The sequence below is a fragment of the Streptacidiphilus sp. ASG 303 genome (genome assembly GCF_020991365.1).
In the GTDB taxonomy this organism is placed as follows: Bacteria; Actinomycetota; Actinomycetes; order Streptomycetales; family Streptomycetaceae; genus Peterkaempfera.
Genome location: NZ_JAJLRA010000004.1, coordinates 362,361 through 387,599 on the forward strand (window position 1 = coordinate 362,361; position 25,239 = coordinate 387,599).

A 25,239-nucleotide genomic window follows, 5' to 3' on the forward strand; every position below is an offset into this window, starting at 1 on the left:
TCCTGCCGGTCACAGCGGTGTCATGAACGCGCGTACGGATGGTCACCCCCCGGTTTGAACCGGAGCCGGACGGTTAGGCTGGCCGCATGACGCGTGACGAGCAGCCACAGCCCAGTGCCGAGGCCGCGGCGGCGAAGCAGCCGCCCACGTCATCGCAGGTACCGCCCGGAACAGCCGGGCCGGGGGAGCCGGCGTCCGGCACCCCGCAGCCGCAGCCGCAGCCGGAGGGCCGGAAGCCGCAGGCCGCCGGGCCGCGGCCGGCGAAGCCGGAGCTCCGCAAGCCCGCGGCCCCGGAGCCGCAGGCCGCGAAGCCCCGGACCCCGGGACCGCAGAACCCGGAGCCGCAGACCCCTGAGCCGCAGGCCACGGGGCCGAAGTCCCCGGAGCGGGGAGCGCCGGAGGGCGCTTCCGCGCCCGGGGCCGGAGCGCCGTCCGCGTCCGCACCCGAGGCCGCCCCCGCCGGCACCCCCGGCGAGCGGGTCCGGGCCCTGCTGCGCCTGCGCCCCTACCGCCGCCTGTGGACCGCCCAGCTCGTCGGCGGCACCGCCGACCGGCTCTCCCTGCTCGTCCTGCTCGCGCTCACCGTGCAGGCGTCCGCCGCCGCGGGGCTCCTCGGCGGCGGCTACCGGGGCCTCGCCCTGACGGTCGCCCTCGTGTTCGCCGTCCGCCTGGCCGCGACCCTGCTCGTGGGGGCGGCGCTCCTGCGCCCGCTGCACGGCCTGCTCGCCGGCCGCCCCGACCGCCGGTGGACCCTTCTGGGCTGCGACCTGCTGCGCGCCGTCCTGGTCGGCACCGCCCCCTGGTGGATCGTCTGGACCGGGGACCGCGCCGCCGTCTGGCTCCTCGCCGCGGTCCTCCTCTCCGGCGCCGCCGAGCGGGTGTGGGCCGTCGCCAAGGACGCGACCGCCCCCGGCCTGCTCCCCGCGGCCGACCCGTGGGCCCCGGCCGCCCAGGCCCGCCCCTCCGGTGCCCAGCTCGACACCCTGCGCACCCTCGACCGGACCACCGGCTGGGCCACCGTTCCGCTGGGCGCCGCCGCCCTCGTCGTGCTCACCCTCGCCGCGAACCTGGCCGCCACCGGCTCCGACTGGCTGCGCGCCCACCAGTACACCGTCGCCGCGCTCGGCGCCGCCCTGCTCTTCGCCGCCTCCGCGGTGCTGCTGTACCTGCAGACCCTGCCCTCCGGCCGCACCGCGGCCGCCCCCCGCTCGCCCCTGCAGGGCCTGCGGGCCCCCGCGGACGCCGCCGGGCCCGTGCTCTCCCGCGGCCGCACCGGCTCCGCGCCGTTCTTCACCCTCGCGACCGCCGCCGCCTGCGCCGCCACGGCCGGCGCCGCCTCGGTGGCGCTGCTGCACGCCGGGGACCGCGGTGCGGGCCCGGTCGGCTACGGCCTGCTCGTGCTGGCGGCCGCGGGGGCCCCGGCCCTCGGCGTCCGCACCGCCCGGGCGGTGCTGCCCGCCCTGTCCCGGCGCCGGCTGCTGGTCCTCGCCCTCGGCGTCCTCGGGGCCTCGCTGGTCCTCGCCGGGCTCGTCCCCGACTTCGTCCTCGTCCTCCTCCTGACCGCGCTCGCGGGCACCGCCGCCGGCACGGCGGTCGCCACCGGCCGCACCCTGCTCGCCCAGGAGACCGAGGAGGCCCGGCAGCCCAAGGTCACCGAGCACCTGCACGCCGTCCTGCGCGCCGCCGTCGGCGCGGCCCTCGTCGGGGTGCCGCTCCTGGCCGCCGCCATCGACGCCCGCCGCCACGGCGACGGCACCCCCGGCACCTTCACGTTCAGCCAGGGCGGCGCCGGGCTCGCGCTGGCCGCCGTCGGCCTGCTCGTCCTGGCCGTCGCCGCGGCCGTGCTGCTGCGCACCGACGACCGGCGCTCCACCGCCCCCTTCGGCCGCGACCTGTGGCACGCCCTGCAGGGCGGCCCGACCCGGCCGCCGCACCGGGCCGGCACCGGCTACTTCATCGCCCTGGAGGGCGGCGACGGCGCGGGCAAGTCCACCCAGGCCCAGGCGCTCGCCGAGTGGATCCGCAGCAAGGGGCACGAGGTCGTACTGACCCGCGAGCCCGGCGGCAGCCCCGTCGGCCAGCGGCTGCGCTCGATGCTCCTGGACGTCGGCAACACCGGCATCTCCCACCGCGCCGAGGCCCTGCTCTACGCGGCCGACCGGGCCGAGCACGTGGAGAACGTCATCGTGCCCGCCCTGCGGCGCGGCGCCGTCGTGATCACCGACCGCTACATGGACTCCTCCATCGCCTACCAGGGCGCCGGACGGGACCTGTCGGCCGACGAGGTCACCCGCATCTCCCGCTGGGCCACCGGCGGCCTGGTCCCCGACCTCACCGTGGTGCTGGACGTCGACCCCGAGGCCGCCCGGGAGCGCTTCACCGAGGCGCTCGACCGGCTGGAGTCCGAGCCGGACGACTTCCACCGGCGGGTCCGCGCCGGGTTCCTCGGGCTGGCCGCCGCCGACCCCTCCCGGTACCTGGTCGTCGACGCCGCCCGCCCCGCCGCGGCCGTCACCACCTCCATCCGCCACCGGCTCGACCGCGAGCTGCCCCTCTCCGAGCAGGAGAGGGCGCAGCGCGCCGAGCAGGAGCGGCTCGCCCGGGAGGAGGCCGAGCGGCGCGCCGCCGAGGAGGCCCGCCTGAAGGCGGAGGCCGAGGAGGCCGAGCGCCGGCGCAAGGAGATGCTCGCCCGGCTGCGCGCCGAGGAGGAGGAGCGGGAGCGGCAGCGCAAGGCCGAGGAGGAGCGCCAGGCCGCCGAGGCCGCCCGCCGTCTCGCCGAGGAGGAGGCCAGGCGCCGCGCCGAGGAGGAGGAGCGCCGCCGCGCCGCCGAGGAGGCCCGCCGCAGGGCCGAGGAGGAGGAGCGCCGCCGCATCGAGGCGGAGGCCGCCCGGCAGGCCGAGCTCCAGCGGCAGCGCGAGGTCCAGCGGGCCGAGCAGCGCCGCCGCGCCGAGGAGGCGCTGCAGCGGGCGGAGGAGGCCCGGCTGCGCGCCGAGGCCGCCGCGGCCGCCGCGGGGGCGGGCGCCCTGCCCGGTACCGACGAGACCACCGCGGAGCTGCCGCAGGTCGGCCCCCGGCAGGAGGCCGCACCGGCCGGGTCCGCCCCGGAGCGGGACGCGGCCCCGGGCGACGTGACCGCCCGGCTGCCCCGCGTCCCGGACGCCGAGCGGACCGCCCCCCTGCCGCGGGTCCGGCCCGGTGGCGCCGCCGACGAGACGGCCGTGCTGCCCCGGATCTCCGGCGCCCCGGACGAGACGGCGGTGCTGCCCCGGATCTCCGACGGCCCCGCGGACCGTTCGCCCCGCCCGGTGCGGCGCCCCGGCGGGCCCTCCGCCGCCGCACAGGAGCCGGTGGAGCCGGTCGGGTCGGTGGAGCCGGTGGAGCGCACCCGGGAGATGCCCGCCCTCGACCTCGGGGAGCCCGGCGGCGGGACCGCCGGGGCGGCGGAGCGCCCGCGCCCGGACTGGGCCGAGGAGACCCCGATGGACGACCTCCCCAGCCTGACCGACCGCCTGCTGGGCAGCCGCGAGGAGTGGGAGCGGTGGGAGTCGGCCAGGGACGACGCCGACGGCGCCGACGGCGGCAGGAAGCGCCGCCGCTGACCGCCGAGCCGGTCCGCCGGCCCGTGGACCGGGTCCGCCGGCCAGGGAGGGGAGGGGCCCGGAGCCGTGACGGCTCCGGGCCCCTCCCCTCCCTGGTCCGGACGGCCTGTCGCACCCCCGGGCTAAGCTCGGGGCACGGAACCGGCAGAGGCGGAAGCGTGGAGATGGCGCCGTGAGCGTGTGGGACGACCTGGTCGGCCAGGAGCGGGCGGTCGAGCAGCTGACCACCGCCGCCGTCGCGGCGCGCGCCGTGGTGGCCGCGGGCCGCGGCGCGCCGACCGGTCCCGGCTCCGGTTCGGCCATGACCCACGCCTGGCTCTTCACCGGACCGCCCGGCGCGGGCCAGGCGACCGCCGCCCGCGCCTTCGCCGCCGCCCTGCAGTGCACCAGCCCCGACCTGGACCTCGGCGGCACCCCCGGCTGCGGCTTCTGCGACGGCTGCCACACCGTGCTCGCCGGCAGCCACGCCGACGTGAAGACCGTCCGCAACGACGGCCTCTCCATCCCCGTGCGCGACATGCGCGAACTGGTCCTGCGGGCCTCCAGCTACCCCACCGGCGGCCGCTGGTCCGCGATCCTCCTCGACGACGCCCACCGCCTCACCGAGCAGGCCGCCAACGCCCTGCTCAAGGGCGTCGAGGAGCCCTCGCCCCGCACCGTCTGGCTGCTCTGCGCGCCCTCCGTGCAGGACGTCCTGCCCACCATCCGCTCGCGCTGCCGCCTGCTGGTCCTGCGCACCCCGCCGACGGCCGCGGTCGCCGACATGCTGGTGCGGCGCGACGGCGTCGACCCGGCACTGGCCGACCTGGCCGCCCGCGCCTCCCAGGGCGACCTGGACCGCGCCCGCCGCCTGGCGGTGGACGAGCAGGTCCGCTCCCGCCGGGCCGACGTGCTGCGGATCCCCCTGGAGGTCGCGGACGTCGGCGGCTGCCTCACCGCCGCGCAGCGCCTCGTCGACACCGCCAAGCAGGACGCCGAGCAGCTCGCCGGGACCAGGGACGCCAAGGAGACCGACGACCTCAAGGCCGCCTACGGCGCCTCCGAGGGCCTGGGCGGCCGGGCCCCGCGCGGCATGGCCGGCGCGATCAAGGAGCTGGAGAAGCGGCAGAAGAGCCGCGCGACCCGCACCCGCCGCGAGACCCTCGGCGTGGCGCTGGGCGAACTCCTCGGCTTCTACCGCGACGTGCTCGCCCTCCAGCTCGGCAGCACCGGCGAACTGGCCAACGAGGACCAGCGGCCGGCCCTGCAGCGGGTCGCAGCCGCCGGTCCGCCGGAGTCCACCCTGCGCCGCATGGAGGCCGTCCTCGCCTGCCGCACCGCCCTCGACCGCAACGTGGACCCGCTCCTCGCGGTCGAGGCCATGACGCTCGCCCTCCGCGCGGGCTGACACCCGCCCCGCAGCACCTCCGCGCCCCGGGCCCCCGCGCATCCGCGCCCCCGGGCCCCTGGGCACCGTGCCCCCGCGCACCGTGCACCGTGCACCGCGCACCGCGCCCGGCCGACGGTCCCCCCGCACCGCCGTACGGCCCACGCCCTCCTCACCCGTACGTGTGGTCCGGGCGGCCCCGCCGGAGCAGTCCGCCGCGACCGCCCGCCGGTCCTGGAGGGTGGGTCTCCCGCGCGCCCGACGCGGCCGACGCGGACCCCGGGGCGCCGACCCCGTCCCGGAGGTGCTGCGCCCATGGTCCGTCCGGTCCTCGTCCTCGTCCTCCTCGCCGCCGGCGCCGCCGCGGTCCGGCTCGGCCGCACCGCGGCCGCGGGCTGGCGCGAGCAGGCGGCGGGGGAGGCGTACGACCTGCCCGCCGACCGCCGCGGCCCGCTGCGGCACGCCGCCGGCGCTGCGGTGGCCGCGCTCTGCGCGCTCGCCCTCCTGGCCGCGCTCGCCGACGGCGCGGGCGGAGGCGGCGGGGGAGCCACGGCCGCGGCCGGTCCCGCCGCCGCCGAGGCCCCCGGCGACGCCCTGCGGGCGCACGGCGGCCCGCCCCCCGCCGCACCCCCCGCCGACACCTCCGCCTCCGCCTTCACCACCGTCGGCAGCCCCGCGGGCGGCTCCCTCCTCCAGGGAACGCTCCCCGCCGCCGACGGCGGCCGGCGCACCGTGCACGTCTGGCTCCCCCCGCAGTACGCCGAGGACGACCGCACCCGGTTCCCGGTGGTCGTCCTGCAGCCGGACACCCCGGGGCGCACCGCGGACGCCGGTGCCCCGTACCTCTTCGACGGCTTCGCCGACGCGGTGCGGCAGCACCGCGCGGTGCCGTTCGTGGTCGTCGCCCCGCAGGCGCCGCCCGGTACCGGGCACCCCTGCGACCTGCTCGCGGCCGCTCCCGAGGCCGTGCCGGACGACGCCGTGCTGCGCTCCGCCGTCGCCGCCCGCTTCCGCACCCTGCGCCCCGGGCCGCGCGGCTGGGAGACGCTCGGCGTCGGCGGCGGGGCCCCCTGCGCGGCGGCCGCCGGCCTCGCCCGCCCCGACCTGTACGGCGCGGCGGCCGCCCTCACCGGCCGCTACGCCGCCGCCGTCCTCGCCCGCACCGCCGCCGACGGCCGTCCCGGACCCGAGGCCCCCCGCCTGCTCCTGGCCGCCGCCCGCCGGGACACCGCGGGCCGGGCCGCCGCCCGCGCGCTGCGCGACGCCCTGCACGCCGCGGGCGGCCGGGCGGCCGGGGCGCGGGTGCGCGTCTCCGAGGTGGTCCGGGACTTCGCGCCGGACCGCGAGCGGCTGCGCCTGGTCCGGGTCGCGGTGCAGTACCTGGCCGAGGCCCTGCCCGGCGAGGCCCGCCCGGCCCGGGGCCCCCGCGTGCGCTGAGCGGGCCCGCCCCGCCCGCCCCTGCCCCGGGCAGGCGGACCTGCCCCGCCGGCCCCTCCGGACGGTCCCCGCGCCCCCTGCCGCCGCCGACACGCCCCTGGGCGGCGGCGCACCCGTACCGCCCCGTGCCGGACGGTTACGCTCGGTGCAGGCCGCACCGCCGACACGGAGGGACACCGCGATGAGCAGCGCACGGAGCGTGCACCGGGCAGCGTGGCGAGCACGGCGGGGCGGTGCCGCGCTGCTGGCCGCCTGCGGGCTGCTGCTCGCCGGCTGCTCCTCCGGCGGCGGCCCGCAGGCGCCCGCCGGGGGCCGCCCGGCCCCCCGCTCCACCGCGGGGGACTCCGTCACCCCCGGTTCCGCGGCGCCGACCGCCCTGCGGCCGCTCCCGGCCGCCACCCCCGCCGCCCTGCTCCCGTACTACCGGCAGAAGCTCGCCTGGCACGCCTGCGACGGCTCGTTCGAGTGCGCGACCTTCAGGGTGCCGCTGGACTACGCCCGCCCCGGGGCCGGGGACCTCACCCTCACGGCGGCCCGGAAGAAGGCCACCGGCGCCGGCCACGCCCGTGTCGGCTCGCTGCTGCTCAACCCCGGCGGCCCCGGCGGCTCGGCCGTCTCCTACCTGGAGGGTGTCGCCGGGACCTTCGCCGCGCCGGTCCGCGCCGCCTACGACCTGGTCGGGTTCGACCCGCGCGGCGTCGGCCGCAGCAGCCCCGTGCAGTGCCTCGCCGGCCCCCGCATGGACGCCTACGCCGCCGCCGACACCACCCCCGACACCCCGGCGGAGGTCGACGCGCTGGTCCGGCTGGACCGCGAGTTCGCCGCCGGCTGCGAGCAGCGCTCCGGCCGCAGCCTGCCGCACGTGGGCACCGTCGACGCGGCCCGCGACATGGACGTCCTGCGGGCCCTGCTCGGCGACGCGAAGCTCCACTACCTCGGCAAGTCGTACGGCACCTACCTCGGGGCCGTCTACGCCGGACTCTTCCCGGGCCGGGTCGGCCGCATGGTGCTGGACGGCGCCCTCGACCCCTCCCTCGACGCGCGGCGGGCCGCCCTCGGCCAGGCGTCCGGCTTCGAGACGGCCTGGTCGTCCTTCGCCCGCGACTGCGTCACGCACGCCGACTGCCCCTTCGGCCGCACCACCGCGGCCGCCGGACGCAGCCTCGACGCCCTGCTCCGCTCGATCGACCGCAAGCCGCTGCCAGCCGGGGGCGGCCGCCGCCTCACCGAGGCGCTGGCCACGACCGGCGTCATCCAGGCCATGTACGCGGACTTCCTCTGGCCGCAGCTGCGCACCGCGGCCAAGGACGCCCTGCGCGGTGACGGCAAGGCGCTCATGGCCCTCGCCGACGCGTACTACGAGCGCCGCAGCGACGGCGGGTACGACAACCTGATGTACGCCAACATGGCGGTCAACTGCCTGGACATGTCCGCGCCCTTCCCCGGACCGCGGCAGGTCGCCGCCGCCGTCCCCGCCTTCGTCCGCGCCTCGCCGCACTTCGGGCGCGCCATGGCCTGGATGTCGCTGACCTGCGCCTACTGGCCGGTCAAGTCCGTCGGCGGCCCCCGCACCGTCACCGCGGCGGGCGCCCCGCCCATCGTCGTCGTCGGCACCACGCGCGACCCGGCCACGCCCTACGCCTGGGCCCGCTCCCTCGCCGCCCAGCTCTCGTCCGGCCGGCTGGTCACCTTCCGGGGCGACGGCCACACCGCGTACGGGAACCGCAGCGACTGCGTCGACACCGCGGTGAACACCTACCTCCTGGAGGGAGAGGCGCCGCCGGAGGACAAGACCTGCGCCTCCTGAACCGGGCGCCGCCCGCCGCCGCCTCCGGACGCCCCGGCCCGCGCACACCGCAGCGGACCGGGGCGTCCCGCCGTGCCCGGCCCGTACCGCCGCCTCCGTCCGACCGGTGTCCCCGCCCGCGCGCGCCTTCGTCCGCCCGCGCCCCCCCCGGGCGGCCCCGCCCCGGCCGCCCGGTGTCCCCGGCCCCGGCTCCTCCCAGGCCCCGGCCCATCCCCGCCCCCGGATGGCACAATTCCCTGGCCGCCCCGAACACCCGACCAGGAAGGGAGCCGCCGTGCTGGGAGTCACCGACCTGGCGACCTACACCCTCGGCGCACTCGTCATCGTGCTGCTCCCGGGCCCCAACTCGCTCTACGTGCTCTCGGTGGCTGCCCGCCGCGGCATCCGCACCGGCTACCGGGCGGCGTTCGGCGTCTTCCTCGGCGACACCACCCTGATCGCGCTCACCGCCGCCGGCGCCGCCTCCCTCCTGGAGGCGAACCCCGCGCTCTTCGACGTCGTCCGGTACGGCGGCGCGGCCTACCTGGTCTGGATCGGCGCCAACATGCTCCGCTCGGCCCGCGCCCTCTGGCGCGAGCACCGCGCCGACGCAGCCCCCGACACCACCGCCGCGGCGCCCGGGACCCCCGGCCCCGCCCGGCGCACCCTCGCCGCCGCCCTCGCGGCGCTGCGCTCGTACATCCCCCTGGCGGGCCGCGCCGCCCGGGACCGCCCGGCGCCCGCCGACGGCCCCGCGGAGGCGCCCGCGACCGCCGCGGGCGGCATGGAGGAGCGCCGGGAGCGGCCGTTCCGGCGGGCGCTGGTGGTCAGCCTGCTCAACCCCAAGGCGATCCTCTTCCTGCTGAGCTTCTTCACCCAGTTCGTGGACCCCTCCTACGGCAGGCCGGTCCTCTCCTTCGCGCTGCTGGGCGGCATCCTGCAGACCTTCAGCGTCCTCTACCTGTCCGCGCTGATCCTCGCGGGCACCGCCCTCGCGAACGCGTTCCGCCGGCGCCGCCGCCTGTCGGCGGGGCTGACGGGCGGCGTCGCCGTCCTGTTCGGCGGCTTCGCCCTGAAGCTCCTGGCCTCCTCCGGCGTCTGACCCCGCCGGTGCGGGGCGCGGCGGACCCGCCGCGCCCCGCACCGGAAGCACCCGCGGAACTGTGTAGACTGTCCCGCGTTGCCGATGCACGGACCACCCGCGGTGTTCCCGTCGGCACTGCCGCCTTAGCTCAGTTGGCCAGAGCGACGCACTCGTAATGCGTAGGTCAAGGGTTCGATTCCCTTAGGCGGCTCAGCTGGGAAAGGCCCGGGACACCAGTGGTGTCCCGGGCCTTTCTGCTTCACCTCGCGCGTCGGCGGCGCCGGGCGTGCGCCACCCCCGCGGTGCCGGTCCCGGGCGTGGTCCCGTGTGCGGCCGGAGGGCCGTCCCCGTCCGGCGCACCGCCTCCCGCATGAGGGGCGTTGCCGCGTCGACGCGGCGCCGGGCCGTGCGGAGCCGGCGGCACCCGGGGACCTCCGTGACGGTCCGGCCGTCCCGGGACCTGCGTGCGGCCCTCGGCCGTGGTCGAAGCGGCCCGGTACCGGCGGCCGCACCGGACGGCGTCCGCCCTGCCGTGACCACCTGGGACGGCCGTCCCGAAAAGAGGATCGCGGCACCTGCCGTCTGGCGTCAGGGACGGGCACCACGGAATGATCCCCCCGTGGCAGACGTGGTCTTCTTCGACCTGGACGGCACCCTGGTCGACCATCGGAGCGCGGTCCTGGAGGCGATCGGCCGGATCGTCCGGGCCGCGCCGAACGCGACGGCCCCGCCGGAGGAGCTGGTGGCGTCGTGGTGGGCGCTGGAGGCGCGCCACATGCGGGAGTACCTGGCCGGCCGGTGCTCCTTCGCCGAGCACCACCGGCGCAGGCTCCGCTCCTTCCTGCCGATGCTCGGCGAGCCGGTCCCCGAGAGCCCCGGCCTCCTGGACGCCTGGATCGCCGAGCGCTACCTCCCCGTGTTCGAGGAGTCCTGGCGGTGCTACCCCGACGTCCAGCCGTGCCTGGAAGCCCTGGGACGGCTTCCCCGGGGGCCGCGGCTGGCCGTCCTCACCAACGGGGACCCCGGGCAGCAGCGAGCCAAGCTCGCCCGCTTCGGCCTCCTCGGGTACTTCGAGGGCGTCCTGACCCCGACCGAGCTCGGCGCGGCCAAGCCCGCCGCCTACGCCGCCGCCTGCCGGCTGATGCGGACGGACCCCGCGCAGGCGGTCAACGTGGGCGACATGCTGGAGAGCGACGTGAACGCAGCCGCCCGCGCCGGGCTCACCGGCATCTGGCTGGACCGCGGTGTCGACTTCGCCACCGGCGGACCGTCGCCGACGGCGGACGGTGCGGTCCTCCGCATCGAACGGCTCACCGACCTCCCCGGCCGCCTGCCGGGCACGAACACCTGACCGTCCCTCACGGCCGTCGTGGGTGAGCGGCCCGGGTCGACCCGGCGGACCGCCCGCGGCACCGGACGAGGCCTCCGCCCTCGCGGACGGCCGGAGGAGGCGGAGTGCGGGGGGCGGTGGACGGTGCTTCCGACGGCCGGTGCACCGGAAGCCCCTCCGCCGCGGGGGTGGCATCGGCGGTAGCATAAGGGGTATGAGCGAGCCCACCCGGAAGTACTCGATCACCATGCCCCGGGACATCGCCGAGGCCGCCCGTGCCCGGAGCGGCCCGTCCGGTCTCTCCGCGTACGTCGCCGCAGCGGTCGCCCGCCAGATCGAGCGTGACAACCTCGGCGAGCTCATCGCCGTGGCGGAGGCCGAGCACGGCCCGATCACGTCCGAGGAGGTCCAGCAGAAGCGCGACCTCCTGCGGCGCGCCCACGGGGAGCGGCGCGGTTCCGGGGTGGACGCGGCGTGACCCGCGGTGCCGCCGTGCCCGCCGGCACCCTCGTCCTGGACAGCGATGGGCTGGCCAAGGCGGTGCTCCGGGACCGCGAGGTGACCGCGTGGCTGGCGACGGCGCTGGCGGACGACCTCCGGGTGGTCACCAGCGCGGCCACCCTGGTGGAGGCCGTCCATCCCCGCATCAACCGGCCCGCCCTCGAGTGGACGCTGTCCCGTCTCGTGGTCGAACCGGTCACCGAGTCGATCGCCCGTCACGCGGCCGCCCTCCTTGCCGACGCCGGACTGCACGGGCACAAGCACGCCGTCGACGCGATGCTGTCCGCCACCGCCCTCGCTGCCCCCGGGCCGGTCACGATCCTCACGTCGGACCCCGACGACCTCGCCGCCCTGTGCGGCAGCCGCCTCGCGGTCGTCAAGGTCTGATGCCGGCGGTCCCCTGCCCGGGGCGGGGGCGTCGTGCGCCCGCCGGGCGCGGCGGTCCCGCGGGACCGCGGATGTCCCGCCGGTCGTCGCCGGCTGCGGGGCCCGGGATGCCCGCCCGTCGCCGCAGGGCGCACTCCCACCAGGGCCGGAGAGCGCTCTCCTGCCGCAGGCATTGACCCCTTTCTTCCCCGGCGTGTAGAAACGCACGCGGTGGATCCGGAGGAGCCGCGCGCTGCGCGACCCGGGTCGACCGGCCCCCGAGGGCCCTTCCACCCTGAAAAGGCAGGTACCGCCCGTGCTGCACGACCGTGGTGAGAGCGCTCTCAGAAGATGCCGTGGAGGACCGGCCCTCCGGACCGCCCGCCGCCTGGCCGCCGCCGCGGCGGCCACCGCCGTCACGGTGGCGCTCGCCGCGCCCGCCGGAGCGGCGCCCGCGCCCGCGCACCACCGCCCCGGGGGGCAGCCCGACTTCGGCCCCAACGTGACGGTCCTCGACCCCGGCACCCCGAAGGCGGACATCCAGGCCGCGCTGGACGGGGTGCTGAGGACGCAGGAGTCCGACCAGTTCGGCCCGGGCCGGCACGCGTTCCTCTTCAAGCCCGGCCACTACGACGTGGACGCCCAGCTCGGCTACTACACCTCCGTCTACGGCCTCGGCATGTCGCCCGACGACGTGGACGTCACCGGCGAGGTCCGCGTCGAGGGGCAGCGGCAGCCCGACGGGAGCTACAGCGCGCTGGAGAACTTCTGGCGCTCCGCCGAGAACCTCTCCGTCACCCCCACCGACGGCATCGACTGGTGGGCGGTGTCGCAGGCCGCCCCGCTGCGGCGGGTGCACGTCCGCGGCGGCCTCTTCCTCTTCCCCCGGCAGGGCGGGTACGCCAGCGGCGGCTACCTGGCCGACTCGAAGGTGGACGGCACCGTCGTCAACGCCTCGCAGCAGCAGTGGCTGACCCGCGGGAGCTCCGTCGGCGGGTGGTCCAACGGCGTCTGGAACCAGGTCTTCTCCGGCGTCCAGGGCGCCCCGCCGCAGTCCTTCTCCACCACCCCCTACGACCCCCCGCCCTACACCACCCTGGACACCTCCCCGGTCAGCCGGGAGAAGCCGTTCCTGTACGTGGACTCCCAGGACCGCTACCGGGTCTTCGTGCCGGCCGTGCGCCGCGACTCCTCGGGCCCGTCCTGGACGGGCGGGGCCCCCGCCGGCTCGTCCCTGCCCATCGACCGGTTCTTCATCGCCAAGCCGACCGACCCGGCCGCCCGGATCAACGCCGAGCTGGCCCGCGGCAGGGACCTCGTCCTCACGCCGGGCATCTACCACCTGGACCGCTCCCTCGAGGTCCGGCGGTCCGGCACCGTGGTCCTCGGCCTCGGGTACCCGACGCTCGTGCCCGAGCACGGCGTCGTGCCGATGAAGGTCGCCGACACGGCGGGCGTCAAGCTCTCCGGGCTGCTCTTCGACGCCGGACCGGTCACCTCGCCGGTCCTCCTGCAGGTCGGCACCCGGCACTCCCGCCACAGCGACCCGGCCGACCCGACGACCGTCCAGGACGTCTACTTCCGCGTCGGCGGCGCGGGCCCCGGCCGTGCCACCACCAGCCTGGTGGTGAACAGCGACGACGTGCTGCTGGACCACGTCTGGGCCTGGCGCGCCGACCACGGCACGGGCGTCGGCTGGGACGTCAACACCGCCGACACCGGGGTGGTGGTCAACGGGGACGACGTCACCGCGTACGGACTCTTCGTCGAGCACTACCAGAAGTACCAGCTGGTCTGGAACGGCGAGCGCGGCCGCACCGTCTTCTTCCAGAACGAGATGCCGTACGACCCGCCGAACCAGGCCGCCTGGTCGCACGACGGCGTCAAGGGGTACGCCGCCTACAAGGTGGCCGACTCCGTGAAGCGGCACGAGGCCTGGGGCCTGGGCAGCTACTGCTACTTCAACGTCGACCCGACGGTCCACGCGGCCCGCGGCTTCGAGGTGCCGGACCGGCCCGGCGTCAGGCTGCACGACGTCCTCACCGTCTCGCTCGGCGGCGTCGGCGTCATCGACCACGTGGTCAACGACACCGGCGGCCCGGCGCAGGGCGCCGACACGCGGCCGAGCAACGTGGTCTCCTACCCCTGACCGGTGCGCCCGCGGGCGGGGCCTCCCCGCCCGCGGGCGCCGGACGTCCCGCCGGACGCCGCAGCCCGCCGGGCCTCCCGCCGGTCGGCCTCAGCGGTCCCGCACGGCGATGCCGAGGGTGTCGGCCAGCAGGGGCGCCAGCTCCACCAGCTGCGCACTGCTGACCGTCGCCCCCCGCAGCCCGTCGAGCCCGCCCGCGATGCCCAGCGCCGCCGCCCCCCGCAGGTCCACCCGGCTCAGCCGCGCCCGGTCGAACCGCACGCCCTCCAGGACGGACCCGGGGAAGGCGGCCCCGGTCAGCGAGGCACCCGCGAAGTCCACGTCGCGCAGCACGCAGTCGTGGAACACCACGTCGCGCAGGACGGCGCCCCGCAGGTTGACCGAGTCGAACTTGCAGTGGTGGAAGGACACCCGGCGCAGCTCCGCGTCGTACACCTCCAGGCCCGCCAGCATCCCGGCGACCACCTCGGCGTCCAGCCAGCCCGACTGCGCCAGGTCGGTGCCCACCCACCGCACCGTGTGCAGCCACACGTCGTTGAACCGGGCCCGCCGCATCCTGCCGCCGTTGAAGGAGACGGAGGCGAAGGCGCACTCGGTGAAGCGGGCCCCGCCGGCCTCGGGCCCGTCGAACTCCACGTCCTCGAAGAGGACCGTGTCGTAGTCCCCCTCCCGGGAGAGCGGCCCGTCGGCCGGTTCCAGGTGGGCCGCGTAGGGGAGGTCGGCGCGGTCGCGGGGCAGGGCAGTGGCCATGCGCCGACCCTAACCGGCGGGGAGCCCCGCGGCGCTCCGCACGGCGCCGCACACCGCCTCCGGGGCGTCGGCGGAGACCGCCAGCCGGGCGAACGGCGCCCCCCGGGCCAGCTCCACCCGCACCACGGGGCGACGGGCCCGGACGGCCGTGAAGTCGACCCCCACCGCGTGGCGCCGGGTGCCCGTGCAGGACAGGCCGGGCATACAGGTCCCCCGGAGCGGCGTCCCGCGCAGGGCCCGCCACCAGAACCGTTCGACCGCGACCTCCCGTACCGCGTCGAGGGGCACCCGCACCTCGCCCTGGCGGGCCGCCATCCGCTCCCACCAGACCAGGCGCACGACGAGTTCGCCGTCCTCCACGACCAGCCGAGCCATCGCGCCTCCACACCGGGCCGTCCCCCGAAGGCACGGTAGCGGCCGGGGCGGGCCGGTGGCGGGAGGCCGCCGCGTCGTACCGGTGCGTCCCCGACGTGCCGTCGGGGACGCACCGTCAGGATCCCGCGGAGTCGCCGGCCTCGAGGCGGAAGCCCACCTTGAGGCCCACCTGGTAGTGCTCGACCCGGCCGTTCTCCAGGTGGCCGCGGATCTGCACCACCTCGAACCAGTCCAGGTGGCGCAGCGTCTCGGCGGCGCGGCCGACGCCGTTGCGGATGGCGGCGTCCAGGCCCTCGTGCGAGGACCCGACGATCTCGGTCACCCGGTAGGTGTGGTCGGACATGGCGGTCTCCCGGACTCGTGGGGGCGCGGACTCGTCGTGCGCCGCCCCGCGGGACACGGCCCGCCCGGGGCACGGCCCGTCCGGGGCGCGGCCCCGCAGGGGTGCGGCCCGTCCACCGTGCCCCACCCGGGCGGGGCCCGCGAGGCCGGTGGGCCGGTCGGGCGGTGCCAACGGGCGGAGGTTTCCGCCGCCGCCCGTCCGGGCACGGCTTGCCGCCGGGGCGCCGAGCAGGCCGAGCAGGGAGAGGACCGCACATGCGCATCGGGATCATCGGAGCCGGACACATCGGGGCCACGCTCGCCCAGCACTTCGCCCGGATCGGGCACGAGGTCGCGGTCAGCAACTCACGCGGCCCCGAGACCCTCCAGGACCTCGTCCGGGAGCTCGGCGCCGGTGCGCGTGCGGTCACCCCGGCCGAGGCGGTCGCGTTCGGCGAGGTGGTCGTGGTGTCCGTCCCGTACGGGCGGTACCGGGAGCTGCCCGCCACCGGCTACGAGGGCAGGATCGTGGTCGACACCTGCAACTACTACCCGGAGCGGGACGGGCAGGACCCCGACCTCGACTCCGACGCCACCACCTCCAGCGAGAAGATCCGCGACCACCTGGGCGGCGCCGACGTGGTCAAGGCGTTCAACGCCATCCACTGGCAGAACCTGCGCGACCGCGGCCGCCCCAAGGGCGACCCCGAGCGGCTGGCCATCCCGGTCTCGGGCGGCGACGAGGAGGCCAAGGCCGTGGTGGCGGGCCTGATCCGGGACATCGGCTTCGACCCGGTCGACGCCGGCTACCTGGGGCGCGGCGGCCGCAGGCACCAGCCCGGCAGCAGGCTCTACGGGGCCGAGCTGACCGCCCGTGAGGTCAGCGCCCTGCTGCACGCGGTCTGACCGGGACCGGCGCGGCCCGGCCCGTGCGGGCGGACCGGGCCGTGGGGGCGGACCGGGCCGTGGGGGCGGAACCCGGACCGCCGGGCCCTGTTCCGCCGGGCCCCGTTCCGTCGGATCCCGGCCCGTCAGGTTCCGGACCGTCGGGTGCCGGACCGTCAGATCCCGGCCGCGCCCAGCAGGGAGCCCGCCGCGTAGGTGACGGCCATCGCCAGGGTGCCGCCCGCCATGTTCCGCAGCACCGCGGGCCGCACCCGGGCCCCGCCCAGCCGGGAGCTGGTCCATCCGCAGACGGCGAGTGCCGCCAGCACCGCCACGACCGTGATCCACAGGCGCACGGCGGGCGGCGGCAGCACGATGGCGAGCAGCGGGAGCAGCGCCCCCGCCGTGAACGCGCCGAAGCTGGCCAAGGCCGCGTGCCAGGGGTTGGTCAGCTCGTCCGGATCGATGCCCAGCTCGGTCTCGGCGTGCGCGCCCAGGGCGTCGTGCCGGGTCAGCTCCTCGGCCACGGCCTGCGCCAGTCCGGGGGAGAGGCCCTTGCCCCGGTACATCGCGGCCAGCTCGGCCAGCTCCGCGGCGGGCTCCTGCGCCAGCTCGCGGCGCTCCGTCGCGAGTGCGGCCCGCTCGGAGTCCCGCTGGGTGCTCACCGAGACGTACTCGCCCACGGCCATCGAGAGCGACCCGGCGAGCAGGCCGGCGAGGCCCGCGGTGAGCAGGGCGGCGCGGGAGTCGGTGGCGCCGGCGACGCCGACGACCAGCCCCGCGGTGGAGACCACGCCGTCGTTGGCGCCGAGGACGGCGGCGCGCAGCCAGTTCAGCCGGGTGCCGAGACCGCCCGCCCGGTGCGGCTCGTCGTGGTCCGCCGTCCGGCCGCCGTCCGCGCCGCCGTCGTCCGCGCCGCCGCCGTCCGTACCGCCGCCGTCCGCCGCCCGGGCGCGGTCCGCCGCACCGCCGTCGTCCGCCGCCGGGCCGCGGGCCCCAGCCCCGGTGCCGGCCTGCTGTCCGTCTGGATCTGCGCCCGTGTTCTGCTGCACTGTTCGAGTGTGCACCTCCCGGGGCGCGGCGCGGGCGGCGACCTGCCGGACCGCCGGGGGGCCGCCCGCGCCCCCCGCAGGCCGTCCCGATGGCCGGCTGGCCCCGGCGCCCGGCGGCGTCCCGGGCCGGTCCCGCACCGGGCGTCCCGGCCGTCCCTCCCCGTTCACCCGTTCGCGTGCCCCCCTGCAGATCACTCCCTGCACTCGGGGACTCTTCTGTACGCTGCACGCTCAGTACGGACGTCGAGGCCGCCGCGGGTGACCGCGCCGGCCACGGCCGGCGGGAACCACGGCCGCCGGTCCGGTCGTCCCGTACGACACCGAGAAGGAGCACGACCATGGCCGCCGTCACCGCCGAGACATCCACCTGCCGCCTCTGTCCGCCCGGTGGGGGCACGGTGGTGGCCAGGTACCCCGGTGACGCGCCCGCCGCCAAGGCGTCCGCCCGCGCCCACCAGGAGGCGCAGCTGACCGGGCTGGCGCACCACGACCACTACGACCCGGCCCTCGACGCCTTCGTGGTCGTCCGCCACGACGAGCGTCCCGCCGGGGCGTCCGGTCTGGCCGAGATCCCGGGCCAGACGGGGGTCGGAGCGGTCGCCGGGATTCCCGAGGCGGCCTGAGCCGCGCCGGGACGGCCGGGGAGCACCACGGGGCGCCGCCCCCGGCACTGCGGCGGGGGCGTCCGCCCCTGTCCCGTTCCGGTGGCGGACCGTCACCCTTGGTGGGGGGAAGGGCGGGTACGCGCCCTGCCGGACGAGATCCGGCGACGGGAGGGACCCCCATGAACGAGGCAGGCGCCAGACGCCACGCCGATCCCCTGGACGGCACCGCACCCGGCGGCACCGCACCCGGCAGCGCGGCGACCGCGCCGCTGCCGGTGGCCGGACCGGACGGCACGGACCTGCCCGGCGGCGACGGCGCGGCCGCCGTCAGGGCGGACTGCGGCGCCGCCCCCGGCGCGGTGGCGGAGGACGGGGGCTCCGGGCTGCCGGACACCGTGGAGGACCTGACGGACGCCGTGGAGCAGGCGGCGGACCGGCTGGGGCGGCGCAGGACGCTGCTGGCCGCCGCGGCGGTGGTGGGCGCCGCCGGCGTCGGGGCCACCGTCGTGCGGATCGTGGCCGCCCGCCGCCACCCGTGGCGCACCCGGCTGCACGGCCTGCTGCACTGACGGGGGACCGGCGGGGCGGGGCGGGAGGGACCGGACCCGCGGGCGCACGCCGGGGGCGGGCGGGACCCCCGCCCGCCCCCGGCGCCGTGCGTGCGGCTAGTTCGGGGCGGCCGGCGGGAGCAGGCCCGTGACGTTGCCGTTCCCCTGGACGGACCCGACCGTGCCGGACCTCCCGTCGACGGCGGCCGTGTTCCCCTGGTCGGACGCCTGGGAACCGGTGGCGGTCTGCAGCAGGCCCGCGGCGTCGCCCTGCAGCGGGCCGACGAGGTTGCCCCAGCCGCCGCCTACGACGGCGCTGCCGGCCGAGCCCCTCCCCGCCGCGGGCGGGGGAGCGGCGGACGCCGGGGCGGATCCCGGGCCGAGGGCGGTGAGGAGGGCGGCGACGGCGAGGGCCGCCGGTGTGCGGAAGCGTGACACGCGTTCTCCCTGTGCTGGTGGAGGTGGTGCTGTCGGCGTCGCACCGCAAGGCTCCACCGCGGGACCGGACCGGCACCACCGGTCCGGCCCCCGTTCGCCCGACCGTGTCATGGCGGGACGTCCAAACCTCCCCGCTCCGCCTCGTCCGGGGAGGGCGGCGGGCAAGATCCGCACCGCCCCGAAACCGCTGGTCGTCCGGGTGCCGTCCTGGCACACTGTGGCCCCATGTCCCAGGGCCTGCGTGCCACCGAGGTGGACCTCGGCGGCCTCGTCACCGTGCTTGCCTCGCACCTCTACTCCACCCCGCTGGTCGCCCTGCGCGAGCTCGTGCAGAACGGCCACGACTCCCTCACCCGCCGCCGCCTGGAGGACCCCGCCCACCCGGGGGCCGGCCGGATCACGGTGCGCGGCGACCGCGCCCGCGGCACCGTCTCCGTCGAGGACGACGGCGCCGGACTCACCGAGCCCGAGATCCACGCCTACCTGGCGACCGTCGGCACCGGCTACACGCGGCTGCTGCGCGAGGTCACCGGCAGCGACGAGCTGATCGGCGCCTTCGGGCTCGGCTTCCTCTCCGCCTTCGCCGTCGCCGACGAGGTCACCGTCACCACGACCTCGCACCGCGAGCCCGCCGCCGGCCACCGCTACCGCAGCGTGGGCGGCGAGCGGTACGAGGTGGCGCCCGTGCCGCCCCGCGCCCCCGGCACCCTGGTGGAGCTGCGCCTGAAGGCCGAGCACGCCCACGTCGCCGACGAGGACGTGCTGCGCGAGGTGCTGACCCGGTACTGCGTGCTGCTGCCCGTCCCCGTGCACCTGGGCGACGACCCGCAGCCGCTCAACGCCGTCCCCGTCCCGTGGCGCCTCGACCCGCAGCCCGCCGACCCGCAGCAGGCCCGCACCGCGTTCGCGGCCCGCTTCGGCCGCCGCTTCGAACCGCTCGCCACCCTCCCCGTCGCCCCGCGCGGCGACTCCGACGCCGCCGGCCTGCTCTGGGTCCAGGACGGCTCCACCTACGGCACCAGCGACAACCGCGACCTCGCCGTCTACCTGCGCGGCATGCTCCTCTCCGAGGACGCCCGCGACCTGCTGCCCCGCTGGGCCGGGTTCGTCGGGGGCGTGGTCGAGTCCGCCCGCCTCACCCCCACCGCCAGCCGCGAGGACCTGCAGCGCGACGACCACTACCGCGCCGTGCAGGCCGCCCTCGCCGACGCCGTCGTCGACGGCCTGTACGAGACCGCGCGCCTGCAGCCGGGCGCCTGGCGCCGCATCCTGGCCCGGCACGGCCAGGAGCTGCTGGGCGCCGCCCTCTGCGACGACCGCCTCTTCACCCTGCTCGCCGACGACGTGCCCGTGCCCACCTCGCAGGGCGACCTCACCGCGGGCGCGCTCCGCGCCGCCGGCGGCGGCACCGTGCACGTGGCGCTGGGCTCCTCGGGCGGCTTCGAGGAGATGCTGTACCGGGCCATGCAGGTGCCGATCGCCCGCGGCGACCGCTACGCCGTGCTGCCGTTCCTGCGCCGCTACGGGCAGCTGCGCGGCTGCCGGGTCGTGGAGCTCGGCAGCGAGGACGGCAACCGGGCGCTCTTCCGGGACCCGGACCGGCCGCTCGCCGCCGACGAGGCCGCCTGGCTCTCCGCCGCCCTCGCCGACGACGGCGAGCAGCTCGTCCCCGTCCGCTTCGCCCCCGCGGAGCTGCCGCTGGTCCTGGTCCCCGACCGGGAGGCCGAGCTCAAGCAGCGGATCGAGGACGACCGGGCCGACGCCCGCATCCCCGGCGCCGCGCTCCGGCTCGCCCGCGCCTTCACCGCCCGCACCGACGGCGGCGTGACGGCACGGCTCCACCTCAACCTGGACAGCCCCGCGGTGCGGAGCCTGCTGGACGCCTACCGCGCCGGCCACCCGGGGACCGCCACCGCGGCCGGGCTGCTCCGCTCGATGAAGGTGGTGATGGCCGCGGCCTCGGGGGAGGGGCGCGGCGACCTCACCGGCGCCCTGGCCGCGCTCGGCGACGCCGTCGCCGCCCTCACCGCGCCCGCGCCCACCGCACCCGCCGCGGCGCCCGCCGTCGCCACCACCGCCACCGCCACCGACCACGGGGAGGACACCGTATGAGCGGCACCGACATCTGGGCCTGGGTCCGCGACACCCACGGCAGCCTCGCCGAGGCCGGCCACCACCGCCTGGCGCAGGCCATCGTCGACATACCCGGCCACGCCACCGACGGCCGCAGCGCCCAGCTGGACGCGGTCCACCCCGAGGCGCTGGCCGCCGCCCGCGCCCTGGACCTGCCCTGGGTCGAGGTCTACCTGCGGCACTGGCGGCTGCAGAGCCTCCTCAACAAGCGCCAGCAGGGCGAGGCGGCCCTCGCCGAGGCCGTCTCGCTGCTGGAGTTCGCCCACCGCGAGGAGACCGCGGACTGCCCGCAGTCCGTCTGCACGGTGCAGGACTTCGCCATCTGCCACGCCCGCATCGACGGCCCCGGCTACGTCGCCGAGCGCCTCGCGGTCCTGGACGAGACGCTGGAGCGCGTCGAGCCCTCCCGGGCGTGCTTCGACTGCCTGTCGCGCGAGTACTCCGACACCCTGGAGGACGACGGCCGCCCCGCGGACGCCCTGGCCCACCTGGACGCCGCGGCCGCCCGGATGCACGCCGCCGGCCAGCACCCCTCCCTGGACCTCCACCTCTCCCGCGCCGGCGCGCTCCACCTGCTCGGCCGCCACGAGGAGGTGCTGACGGCGCTGGACGAGGCGGAGAAGGGCCGCCTCGCCCGCGGCCTGAAGCCCGACGAGGACGACCGCCGCTCCCTCGCGCTCGCCCGCGCCCGCGCCCTGGCCGCCCTCGGCCGCGCCGAGGAGGCCGCCCAGCTGCTGCCCTCCGCGGAGGACGCCGAGGAGTACCCCGACCTGCGCGCCCACTGGGCCGAGACCGTGGAGGTCCTGGCCGGGCTCGGCGCGGTGCCCGCCGACGCGGCGCTCGGCGCCCGCCTCGCCCGCTGGGCCGGGTACCTCGACGGCGTCGGCTCCCACCGCCCCTGCCTGGACCTGGTGCTCGTGGCCGGACGGCTCGCCGTCGCCCGCGGTGCCCGCACCGTCGCCCTCGCGCTGGCGGACACCGCGGAGCGCAAGCTCGCCGACCTGCGCCGCACCGACGGCGTCGCCGACCGGACCGCCGCGCTGCGCGCCGCCGCCGAGGCGCTGCCGGTGCCCGGGCTCCCCGTGCCCGCCGAGGGGCTGCTCGCGTGGCTGTCCGGACAGGACGGGCCGGTCGAGGACGGGCCCGCGGAGGACGCCGCGGCGGAGGACGGGGACGGCCAGGGAGCCCGGACCCCGCACGACCCGGAGGCCCACCTCGACCTGGTGGCCGCGGCCCGCGCGCAGCGCCCCGGCGACTCCGGCCTGCTGGTGGCGCAGGCGTCCCTGCTGGGCGCCCTCGGCCTGGCGCGTCCCGCCGCCGACCTGATGTGGCGCGGGCTGGACGCCCACCCGGACGACGAGCACCTCGCGGGGGCGCTGGTCGGCGCCCTGGTCGAGGCCCGCGACGGGGACGGCGTGCGCCGCCTCGCCGACCGCCTGGCGGCGGCCGGGCGGGCCGAGGAGGCCCACTGGACCCGCGCCCGCTGGGCGGCCGCCGAGGCCCGCTGGAGCGAGGTGGCCGAGGAGTGCGCGGCGATCGTCGCCCGCGCCCCGGACCGCATCAACACCCGCCGGCTCTGGGCCCGCGCCGCCGCCGAGCTCGGCGACCACGCCGCGGTCCAGCGGCTCTGCGAGGAGATCCTCGAGCACGCGCTGCCGGACGGCGGGGCGGGGCCGGAGGAGGAGCACCGGACCGTCCGGGGGGCCGACCTGTGGGCCCTGGTGGTCGCCGCCACCGTCAACCGGGACTGGGCCGCCGTGCGCGCGGCGGCCTGCCGCCTCGGCATGGAGTTCGACTCCGACGAGGGCCCCGTCGACGAGGAGTGGCAGGTCGTCGCCGTCCGGGTGACCGGCGACCGGGGCACCCACACCGACCTCCCGGCGGTCCGGACCGGCCCCGCCACCGCCCGGATCCTCCCGGTCACCGGGGACGACGTGCCGGTCAACCACGGCGACACGGTGGTCTTCGAGCCCAGCCTGCTGGAGCCCCGGCCGCAGACCGAGGAGGAGCTGCGGCACTGGCGGCCGCTCTTCGGCATGGTCGCCCTCCTCGACCCCGCCGGGTACACCACGTACTGGATCGACGGGGCCTGGCCCGGCGACGAGGCGTGGGCCGCCCTCCGCGACGGGCTGCGCGGGCTGGGCTACGGCGTCTGGGCCTGGAGCGGCGGCGGGTACCGGGTCACCGACCCCGGCGGGGGCGAGCCGCTGCCCGGCCTCTACGCCGCCGTGGGCGTGCCGCCCCTGGCCTCCGCGGCCGAGGCCGACGCCCACCTGGCGCGCCTGACCGCCGGGTGGGAGCACCCGCTGGCCTGGCCCGGCCTCGCCGAGGCTGCGGGCGCGGACACGGCACCCCACCGCGACACCGTGGAGCGCTACGGCCTCTGAGCCCGTCCCGTCCGCCCGTCCGCCCGTCCGCCCGTCCGCCCGTCCGCCCGTCCGCCCGTCCGCCCGTCCGCTCGTCCGCCCGGCCCCGTCCGCCCGGCCCCGGGCGGACGGGCGCCCCGTCCGCGGGCCCGGCCGCACCGCCCACGAGGGGTGTGTGCATTCCCGCCGGTGATCAGGCAAAGTGTAGGAAAAGATCACAACCGGTGGGGGCGGCCCGGCAGGAGCCGACCGCCGGAGCGGCGAGGAGCGGGCAGGTGCCGGAGGCGGCGGACCGTACGGGCCGGGGGACGACCCGGCAGGCGGACGGCGAGCGGGAGGCGGAGAGCAGGAGGACGGACGGGCGCGGCCCGGCCGGACACGGGCGCGGCGGGCGCACGGGGCAGGACCGGCGGGCCGACGCGGCCCGGACCCGTGCCGCCGGGCCGCGCGGCGCCGGGCCGTCCCCCTCCGACGCGTCCCCCTCCGACGCGCCCGCCTCCGACGCAAGGCCCTCCGGGCCCCGCTCCTCCGGGCCCGAGCCCTCGGGGCCCGAGCCCTCGGGGCCCGCCCCCGCCGGACTGCCGCACCCCTCCGAGGCGCCCCCCACCCAGGGCCTGCTCGGCCCGGTCGGCGACCCCGCCCCCGCCGGGGACGACTGGCGCACCCTCGGCTACACCCCGCCGTCCGGCATCCCCGTGCCCTCGCTGCAGATCGGCGCCCCCGGCGCCGCCCCCTGGCCGGACCGCATGCGCACCCTGCTGCGCACCCCCATGTCGGAGCGCCCCCTCTTCGAGCGCACCCAGCAGGAGGACAAGCCGGAGGGCTCCGGCCCGAACGTGCCCCGCGTCCTCGACCTCGCCCTGCGCATCGGCGAGCTGCTGCTCGCCAGCGGCGAGAGCGCCGAGGACGTCGAGGCCGCGATGCTCGGCGTCACCCACGCCTACGGCCTGGACCGGTGCGAGCCCCAGGTCACGTTCATCATGATCTCCATCTCCTACCAGCCGTCGCTGGTGGACGCCCCCGTCACCGCCGACCGCACGGTCCGCCGCCGCGCCTCCGACTACACGCGGCTCGCCGCCGTGTACCGCCTGGTCGCCGACATCACCGCCGAGCGCGCCGGGGTCAACGACGCCTACCGCCGGCTCGCCGAGATCCGCCGCAACCGCCACCCCTACCCCGGCTGGCTGCTCTCCCTGTGCGCGGGCGGGCTGGCCGGCGCGGCCTCCCTCCTCGTCGGCGGCCAGCTCGACGCCCGGGCGTGGCTGGTCTTCGCCACCGCGTTCACCGCGGCCGTCCTCGGCGACCGGCTGGCGTGGCTGGTCGCCGGACGCGGCCTGCCGGAGTTCTACCAGTTCGTCCTGGCGGCCATGCCCGCCGCCGGCACCGGCGTGATCCTCGCCCTCGCCGGTCCGGGCACCGGCCTGCGCGGATCGGTGGTGATCACCGGTGGCCTCTTCGCGCTGATCCCCGGCCGGGCCCTGGTCTCCGCCGTGCAGGACGGCCTCACCGGCTTCTACATCACCGCCGCGGCCCGGCTGCTGGAGGTCCTGTACCTGGTCGCGGGCATCATCACCGGCGTCCTGCTGGTCCTGTACGTCGGGGTCCGCTTCGGCGCCGAGCTGCGGCCGGAGCAGAGCCTGCTCTCCCACAGCTACCCCCTGCTGCAGCTCGCCGCGGCGATGCTGCTCACCCTCGCCTTCGCCGTCATGCTGCAGAGCCACCGCCGCACGCTGCTCCTGGTGACCCTCAACGGAGGCGTCGGCTGGGCCGTGTACGGCGCGCTCACCGTCGACGCGGACGTCTCCCCGGTGGTCGCGACCGGCGTCGCGGCCGGCATCGTCGGCCTCTTCGGCCAGCTGGCCTCCCGCTACCGCTACGCCTCCGCACTGCCGTACGTCACCGCCGCGCTGGGCCCGCTGCTGCCCGGTTCCGCCATGTACCTCGGCATGCTCTCCGTCGCGCAGGGCGACGCCACCGAGGGCCTGGTCGCGGTCAGCCGCGCCGCCGCCCTCGCGCTGGCGCTCGCGGTCGGGGTGAACCTCGGGGGCGAGGTCGCCCGCCTGTTCATGCGGATGCCGGCCGGCGTCGGCGCGGGCGTGGGCGCCGCGCAGCGGCCGGCCGCCAAGCGCACCCGGGGCTTCTGAGGCC

20 protein-coding genes and 1 tRNA gene are annotated in these 25,239 nt (G+C 78.1%); 16 read left to right on the forward strand and 5 right to left on the reverse strand.

Annotated features, from left to right (window positions below; genetic code table 11):
* The first annotated feature begins 86 nt into the window (after window positions 1-86).
* From tmk to LO771_RS08560, 10 genes are all read left to right on the forward strand, one after another.
* A complete protein-coding gene (gene tmk, locus LO771_RS31005) occupies window positions 87-3,599 on the forward strand; it encodes a dTMP kinase (protein WP_304944775.1) in 3,513 nt (1,170 codons plus the stop codon).
* A gap of 172 nt (window positions 3,600-3,771) precedes the next feature.
* Window positions 3,772-4,986, forward strand: a complete 1,215-nt coding sequence (locus LO771_RS08520; RefSeq protein WP_230649356.1) for a DNA polymerase III subunit delta' — start codon at window positions 3,772-3,774, stop codon at window positions 4,984-4,986.
* 294 nt (window positions 4,987-5,280) lie between these two features.
* Window positions 5,281-6,402, forward strand: a complete 1,122-nt coding sequence (locus LO771_RS08525) for a hypothetical protein (RefSeq protein ID WP_230649358.1) — start codon at window positions 5,281-5,283, stop codon at window positions 6,400-6,402.
* 181 nt (window positions 6,403-6,583) lie between these two features.
* Window positions 6,584-8,209, forward strand: coding sequence for an alpha/beta hydrolase (locus tag LO771_RS08530; protein WP_230649360.1), 1,626 nt, complete (start codon window positions 6,584-6,586; stop codon window positions 8,207-8,209).
* 274 nt (window positions 8,210-8,483) lie between these two features.
* Window positions 8,484-9,290 carry a LysE family transporter gene (locus LO771_RS08535; RefSeq protein ID WP_230649362.1) on the forward strand — a complete coding sequence of 269 codons (807 nt, stop codon included), beginning with the start codon at window positions 8,484-8,486 and terminating at the stop codon, window positions 9,288-9,290.
* A gap of 119 nt (window positions 9,291-9,409) precedes the next feature.
* Window positions 9,410-9,483: transfer RNA gene (locus LO771_RS08540), tRNA-Thr, on the forward strand.
* 408 nt (window positions 9,484-9,891) lie between these two features.
* Entirely contained in the window at window positions 9,892-10,623 is a 732-nt protein-coding gene (locus LO771_RS08545; protein WP_230649364.1) for an HAD family hydrolase, read from the forward strand.
* A 193-nt stretch (window positions 10,624-10,816) separates the two neighbouring features.
* Window positions 10,817-11,080 (forward strand): CopG family transcriptional regulator, encoded by a 264-nt coding sequence (locus tag LO771_RS08550; RefSeq protein ID WP_230649366.1) that lies wholly within the window; start codon window positions 10,817-10,819, stop codon window positions 11,078-11,080.
* Entirely contained in the window at window positions 11,077-11,490 is a 414-nt protein-coding gene (locus LO771_RS08555; protein WP_230649368.1) for a PIN domain-containing protein, read from the forward strand. The genes LO771_RS08550 and LO771_RS08555 overlap by 4 nt, the downstream gene beginning before the upstream one ends.
* Before the next feature lie 295 nt (window positions 11,491-11,785).
* Window positions 11,786-13,618: a coagulation factor 5/8 type domain-containing protein gene (locus LO771_RS08560; RefSeq protein WP_374228102.1), complete on the forward strand. Its 1,833-nt coding sequence runs from the start codon at window positions 11,786-11,788 to the stop codon at window positions 13,616-13,618.
* A 90-nt stretch (window positions 13,619-13,708) separates the two neighbouring features.
* Here LO771_RS08560 and LO771_RS08565 read toward each other — a convergent pair whose 3' ends face one another.
* From LO771_RS08565 to LO771_RS08575, 3 genes are all read right to left on the reverse strand, one after another.
* Complete coding sequence (locus LO771_RS08565; RefSeq protein ID WP_230649370.1) at window positions 13,709-14,368, reverse strand: pentapeptide repeat-containing protein; 660 nt, start codon at window positions 14,366-14,368, stop codon at window positions 13,709-13,711.
* A gap of 9 nt (window positions 14,369-14,377) precedes the next feature.
* A complete protein-coding gene (locus tag LO771_RS08570; protein WP_230649372.1) occupies window positions 14,378-14,743 on the reverse strand; it encodes a hypothetical protein in 366 nt (121 codons plus the stop codon).
* 115 nt (window positions 14,744-14,858) lie between these two features.
* On the reverse strand, window positions 14,859-15,086 hold the full coding sequence (locus tag LO771_RS08575) for a dodecin (protein ID WP_230649374.1): 228 nt from the start codon (window positions 15,084-15,086) through the stop codon (window positions 14,859-14,861).
* A gap of 254 nt (window positions 15,087-15,340) precedes the next feature.
* Between LO771_RS08575 and LO771_RS08580 the strand changes: the two genes are divergently transcribed.
* Entirely contained in the window at window positions 15,341-15,970 is a 630-nt protein-coding gene (locus LO771_RS08580; protein ID WP_230649375.1) for an NADPH-dependent F420 reductase, read from the forward strand.
* A gap of 155 nt (window positions 15,971-16,125) precedes the next feature.
* Here the strand turns inward: LO771_RS08580 and LO771_RS08585 are convergent, their stop codons facing one another.
* Window positions 16,126-16,785 (reverse strand): VIT family protein, encoded by a 660-nt coding sequence (locus LO771_RS08585; RefSeq protein ID WP_230649535.1) that lies wholly within the window; start codon window positions 16,783-16,785, stop codon window positions 16,126-16,128.
* 554 nt (window positions 16,786-17,339) lie between these two features.
* On the opposite strand from LO771_RS08585, the gene LO771_RS08590 reads away from it, so the two are divergent.
* Together LO771_RS08590 and LO771_RS08595 are read left to right on the forward strand one after the other, a co-directional pair.
* Entirely contained in the window at window positions 17,340-17,624 is a 285-nt protein-coding gene (locus LO771_RS08590; RefSeq protein WP_230649377.1) for a hypothetical protein, read from the forward strand.
* Window positions 17,625-17,785: 161 nt separating this feature from the next.
* Window positions 17,786-18,175 (forward strand): hypothetical protein, encoded by a 390-nt coding sequence (locus tag LO771_RS08595; protein ID WP_230649380.1) that lies wholly within the window; start codon window positions 17,786-17,788, stop codon window positions 18,173-18,175.
* Between the two features lie 96 nt (window positions 18,176-18,271).
* Here LO771_RS08595 and LO771_RS08600 read toward each other — a convergent pair whose 3' ends face one another.
* Window positions 18,272-18,592 (reverse strand): hypothetical protein, encoded by a 321-nt coding sequence (locus LO771_RS08600; protein ID WP_230649382.1) that lies wholly within the window; start codon window positions 18,590-18,592, stop codon window positions 18,272-18,274.
* Between the two features lie 225 nt (window positions 18,593-18,817).
* On the opposite strand from LO771_RS08600, the gene LO771_RS08605 reads away from it, so the two are divergent.
* From LO771_RS08605 to LO771_RS08615, 3 genes are all read left to right on the forward strand, one after another.
* The gene (locus tag LO771_RS08605) at window positions 18,818-20,704 is read left to right on the forward strand and encodes an ATP-binding protein (RefSeq protein ID WP_230649384.1); all 1,887 of its coding nucleotides are present in this window, start codon (window positions 18,818-18,820) and stop codon (window positions 20,702-20,704) included.
* Window positions 20,701-23,112 (forward strand): hypothetical protein, encoded by a 2,412-nt coding sequence (locus LO771_RS08610; protein ID WP_230649386.1) that lies wholly within the window; start codon window positions 20,701-20,703, stop codon window positions 23,110-23,112. The genes LO771_RS08605 and LO771_RS08610 overlap by 4 nt, the downstream gene beginning before the upstream one ends.
* Window positions 23,113-23,366: 254 nt before the next feature.
* Entirely contained in the window at window positions 23,367-25,235 is a 1,869-nt protein-coding gene (locus LO771_RS08615; RefSeq protein ID WP_230649389.1) for a threonine/serine exporter family protein, read from the forward strand.
* Window positions 25,236-25,239: the final 4 nt, after the last annotated feature.

Bases quoted from the DNA above. Each gene is read 5' to 3' on its own strand.
- LO771_RS08530 (WP_230649360.1), top strand. From the start codon at position 6,584: ATGAGCAGCGCACGGAGCGTGCACCGGGCAGCGTGGCGAGCACGGCGG.
- LO771_RS08550 (WP_230649366.1), top strand. From the start codon at position 10,817: ATGAGCGAGCCCACCCGGAAGTACTCGATCACCATGCCCCGGGACATC.
- LO771_RS08580 (WP_230649375.1), top strand. From the start codon at position 15,341: ATGCGCATCGGGATCATCGGAGCCGGACACATCGGGGCCACGCTCGCC.
- LO771_RS08575 (WP_230649374.1), bottom strand. From the start codon at position 15,086: ATGTCCGACCACACCTACCGGGTGACCGAGATCGTCGGGTCCTCGCAC.
- LO771_RS08595 (WP_230649380.1), top strand. From the start codon at position 17,786: ATGAACGAGGCAGGCGCCAGACGCCACGCCGATCCCCTGGACGGCACC.
- LO771_RS08610 (WP_230649386.1), top strand. From the start codon at position 20,701: ATGAGCGGCACCGACATCTGGGCCTGGGTCCGCGACACCCACGGCAGC.
- LO771_RS08565 (WP_230649370.1), bottom strand. From the start codon at position 14,368: ATGGCCACTGCCCTGCCCCGCGACCGCGCCGACCTCCCCTACGCGGCC.
- LO771_RS08605 (WP_230649384.1), top strand. From the start codon at position 18,818: ATGTCCCAGGGCCTGCGTGCCACCGAGGTGGACCTCGGCGGCCTCGTC.
- tmk (WP_304944775.1), top strand. From the start codon at position 87: ATGACGCGTGACGAGCAGCCACAGCCCAGTGCCGAGGCCGCGGCGGCG.
- LO771_RS08590 (WP_230649377.1), top strand. From the start codon at position 17,340: ATGGCCGCCGTCACCGCCGAGACATCCACCTGCCGCCTCTGTCCGCCC.
- LO771_RS08525 (WP_230649358.1), top strand. From the start codon at position 5,281: ATGGTCCGTCCGGTCCTCGTCCTCGTCCTCCTCGCCGCCGGCGCCGCC.
- LO771_RS08570 (WP_230649372.1), bottom strand. From the start codon at position 14,743: ATGGCTCGGCTGGTCGTGGAGGACGGCGAACTCGTCGTGCGCCTGGTC.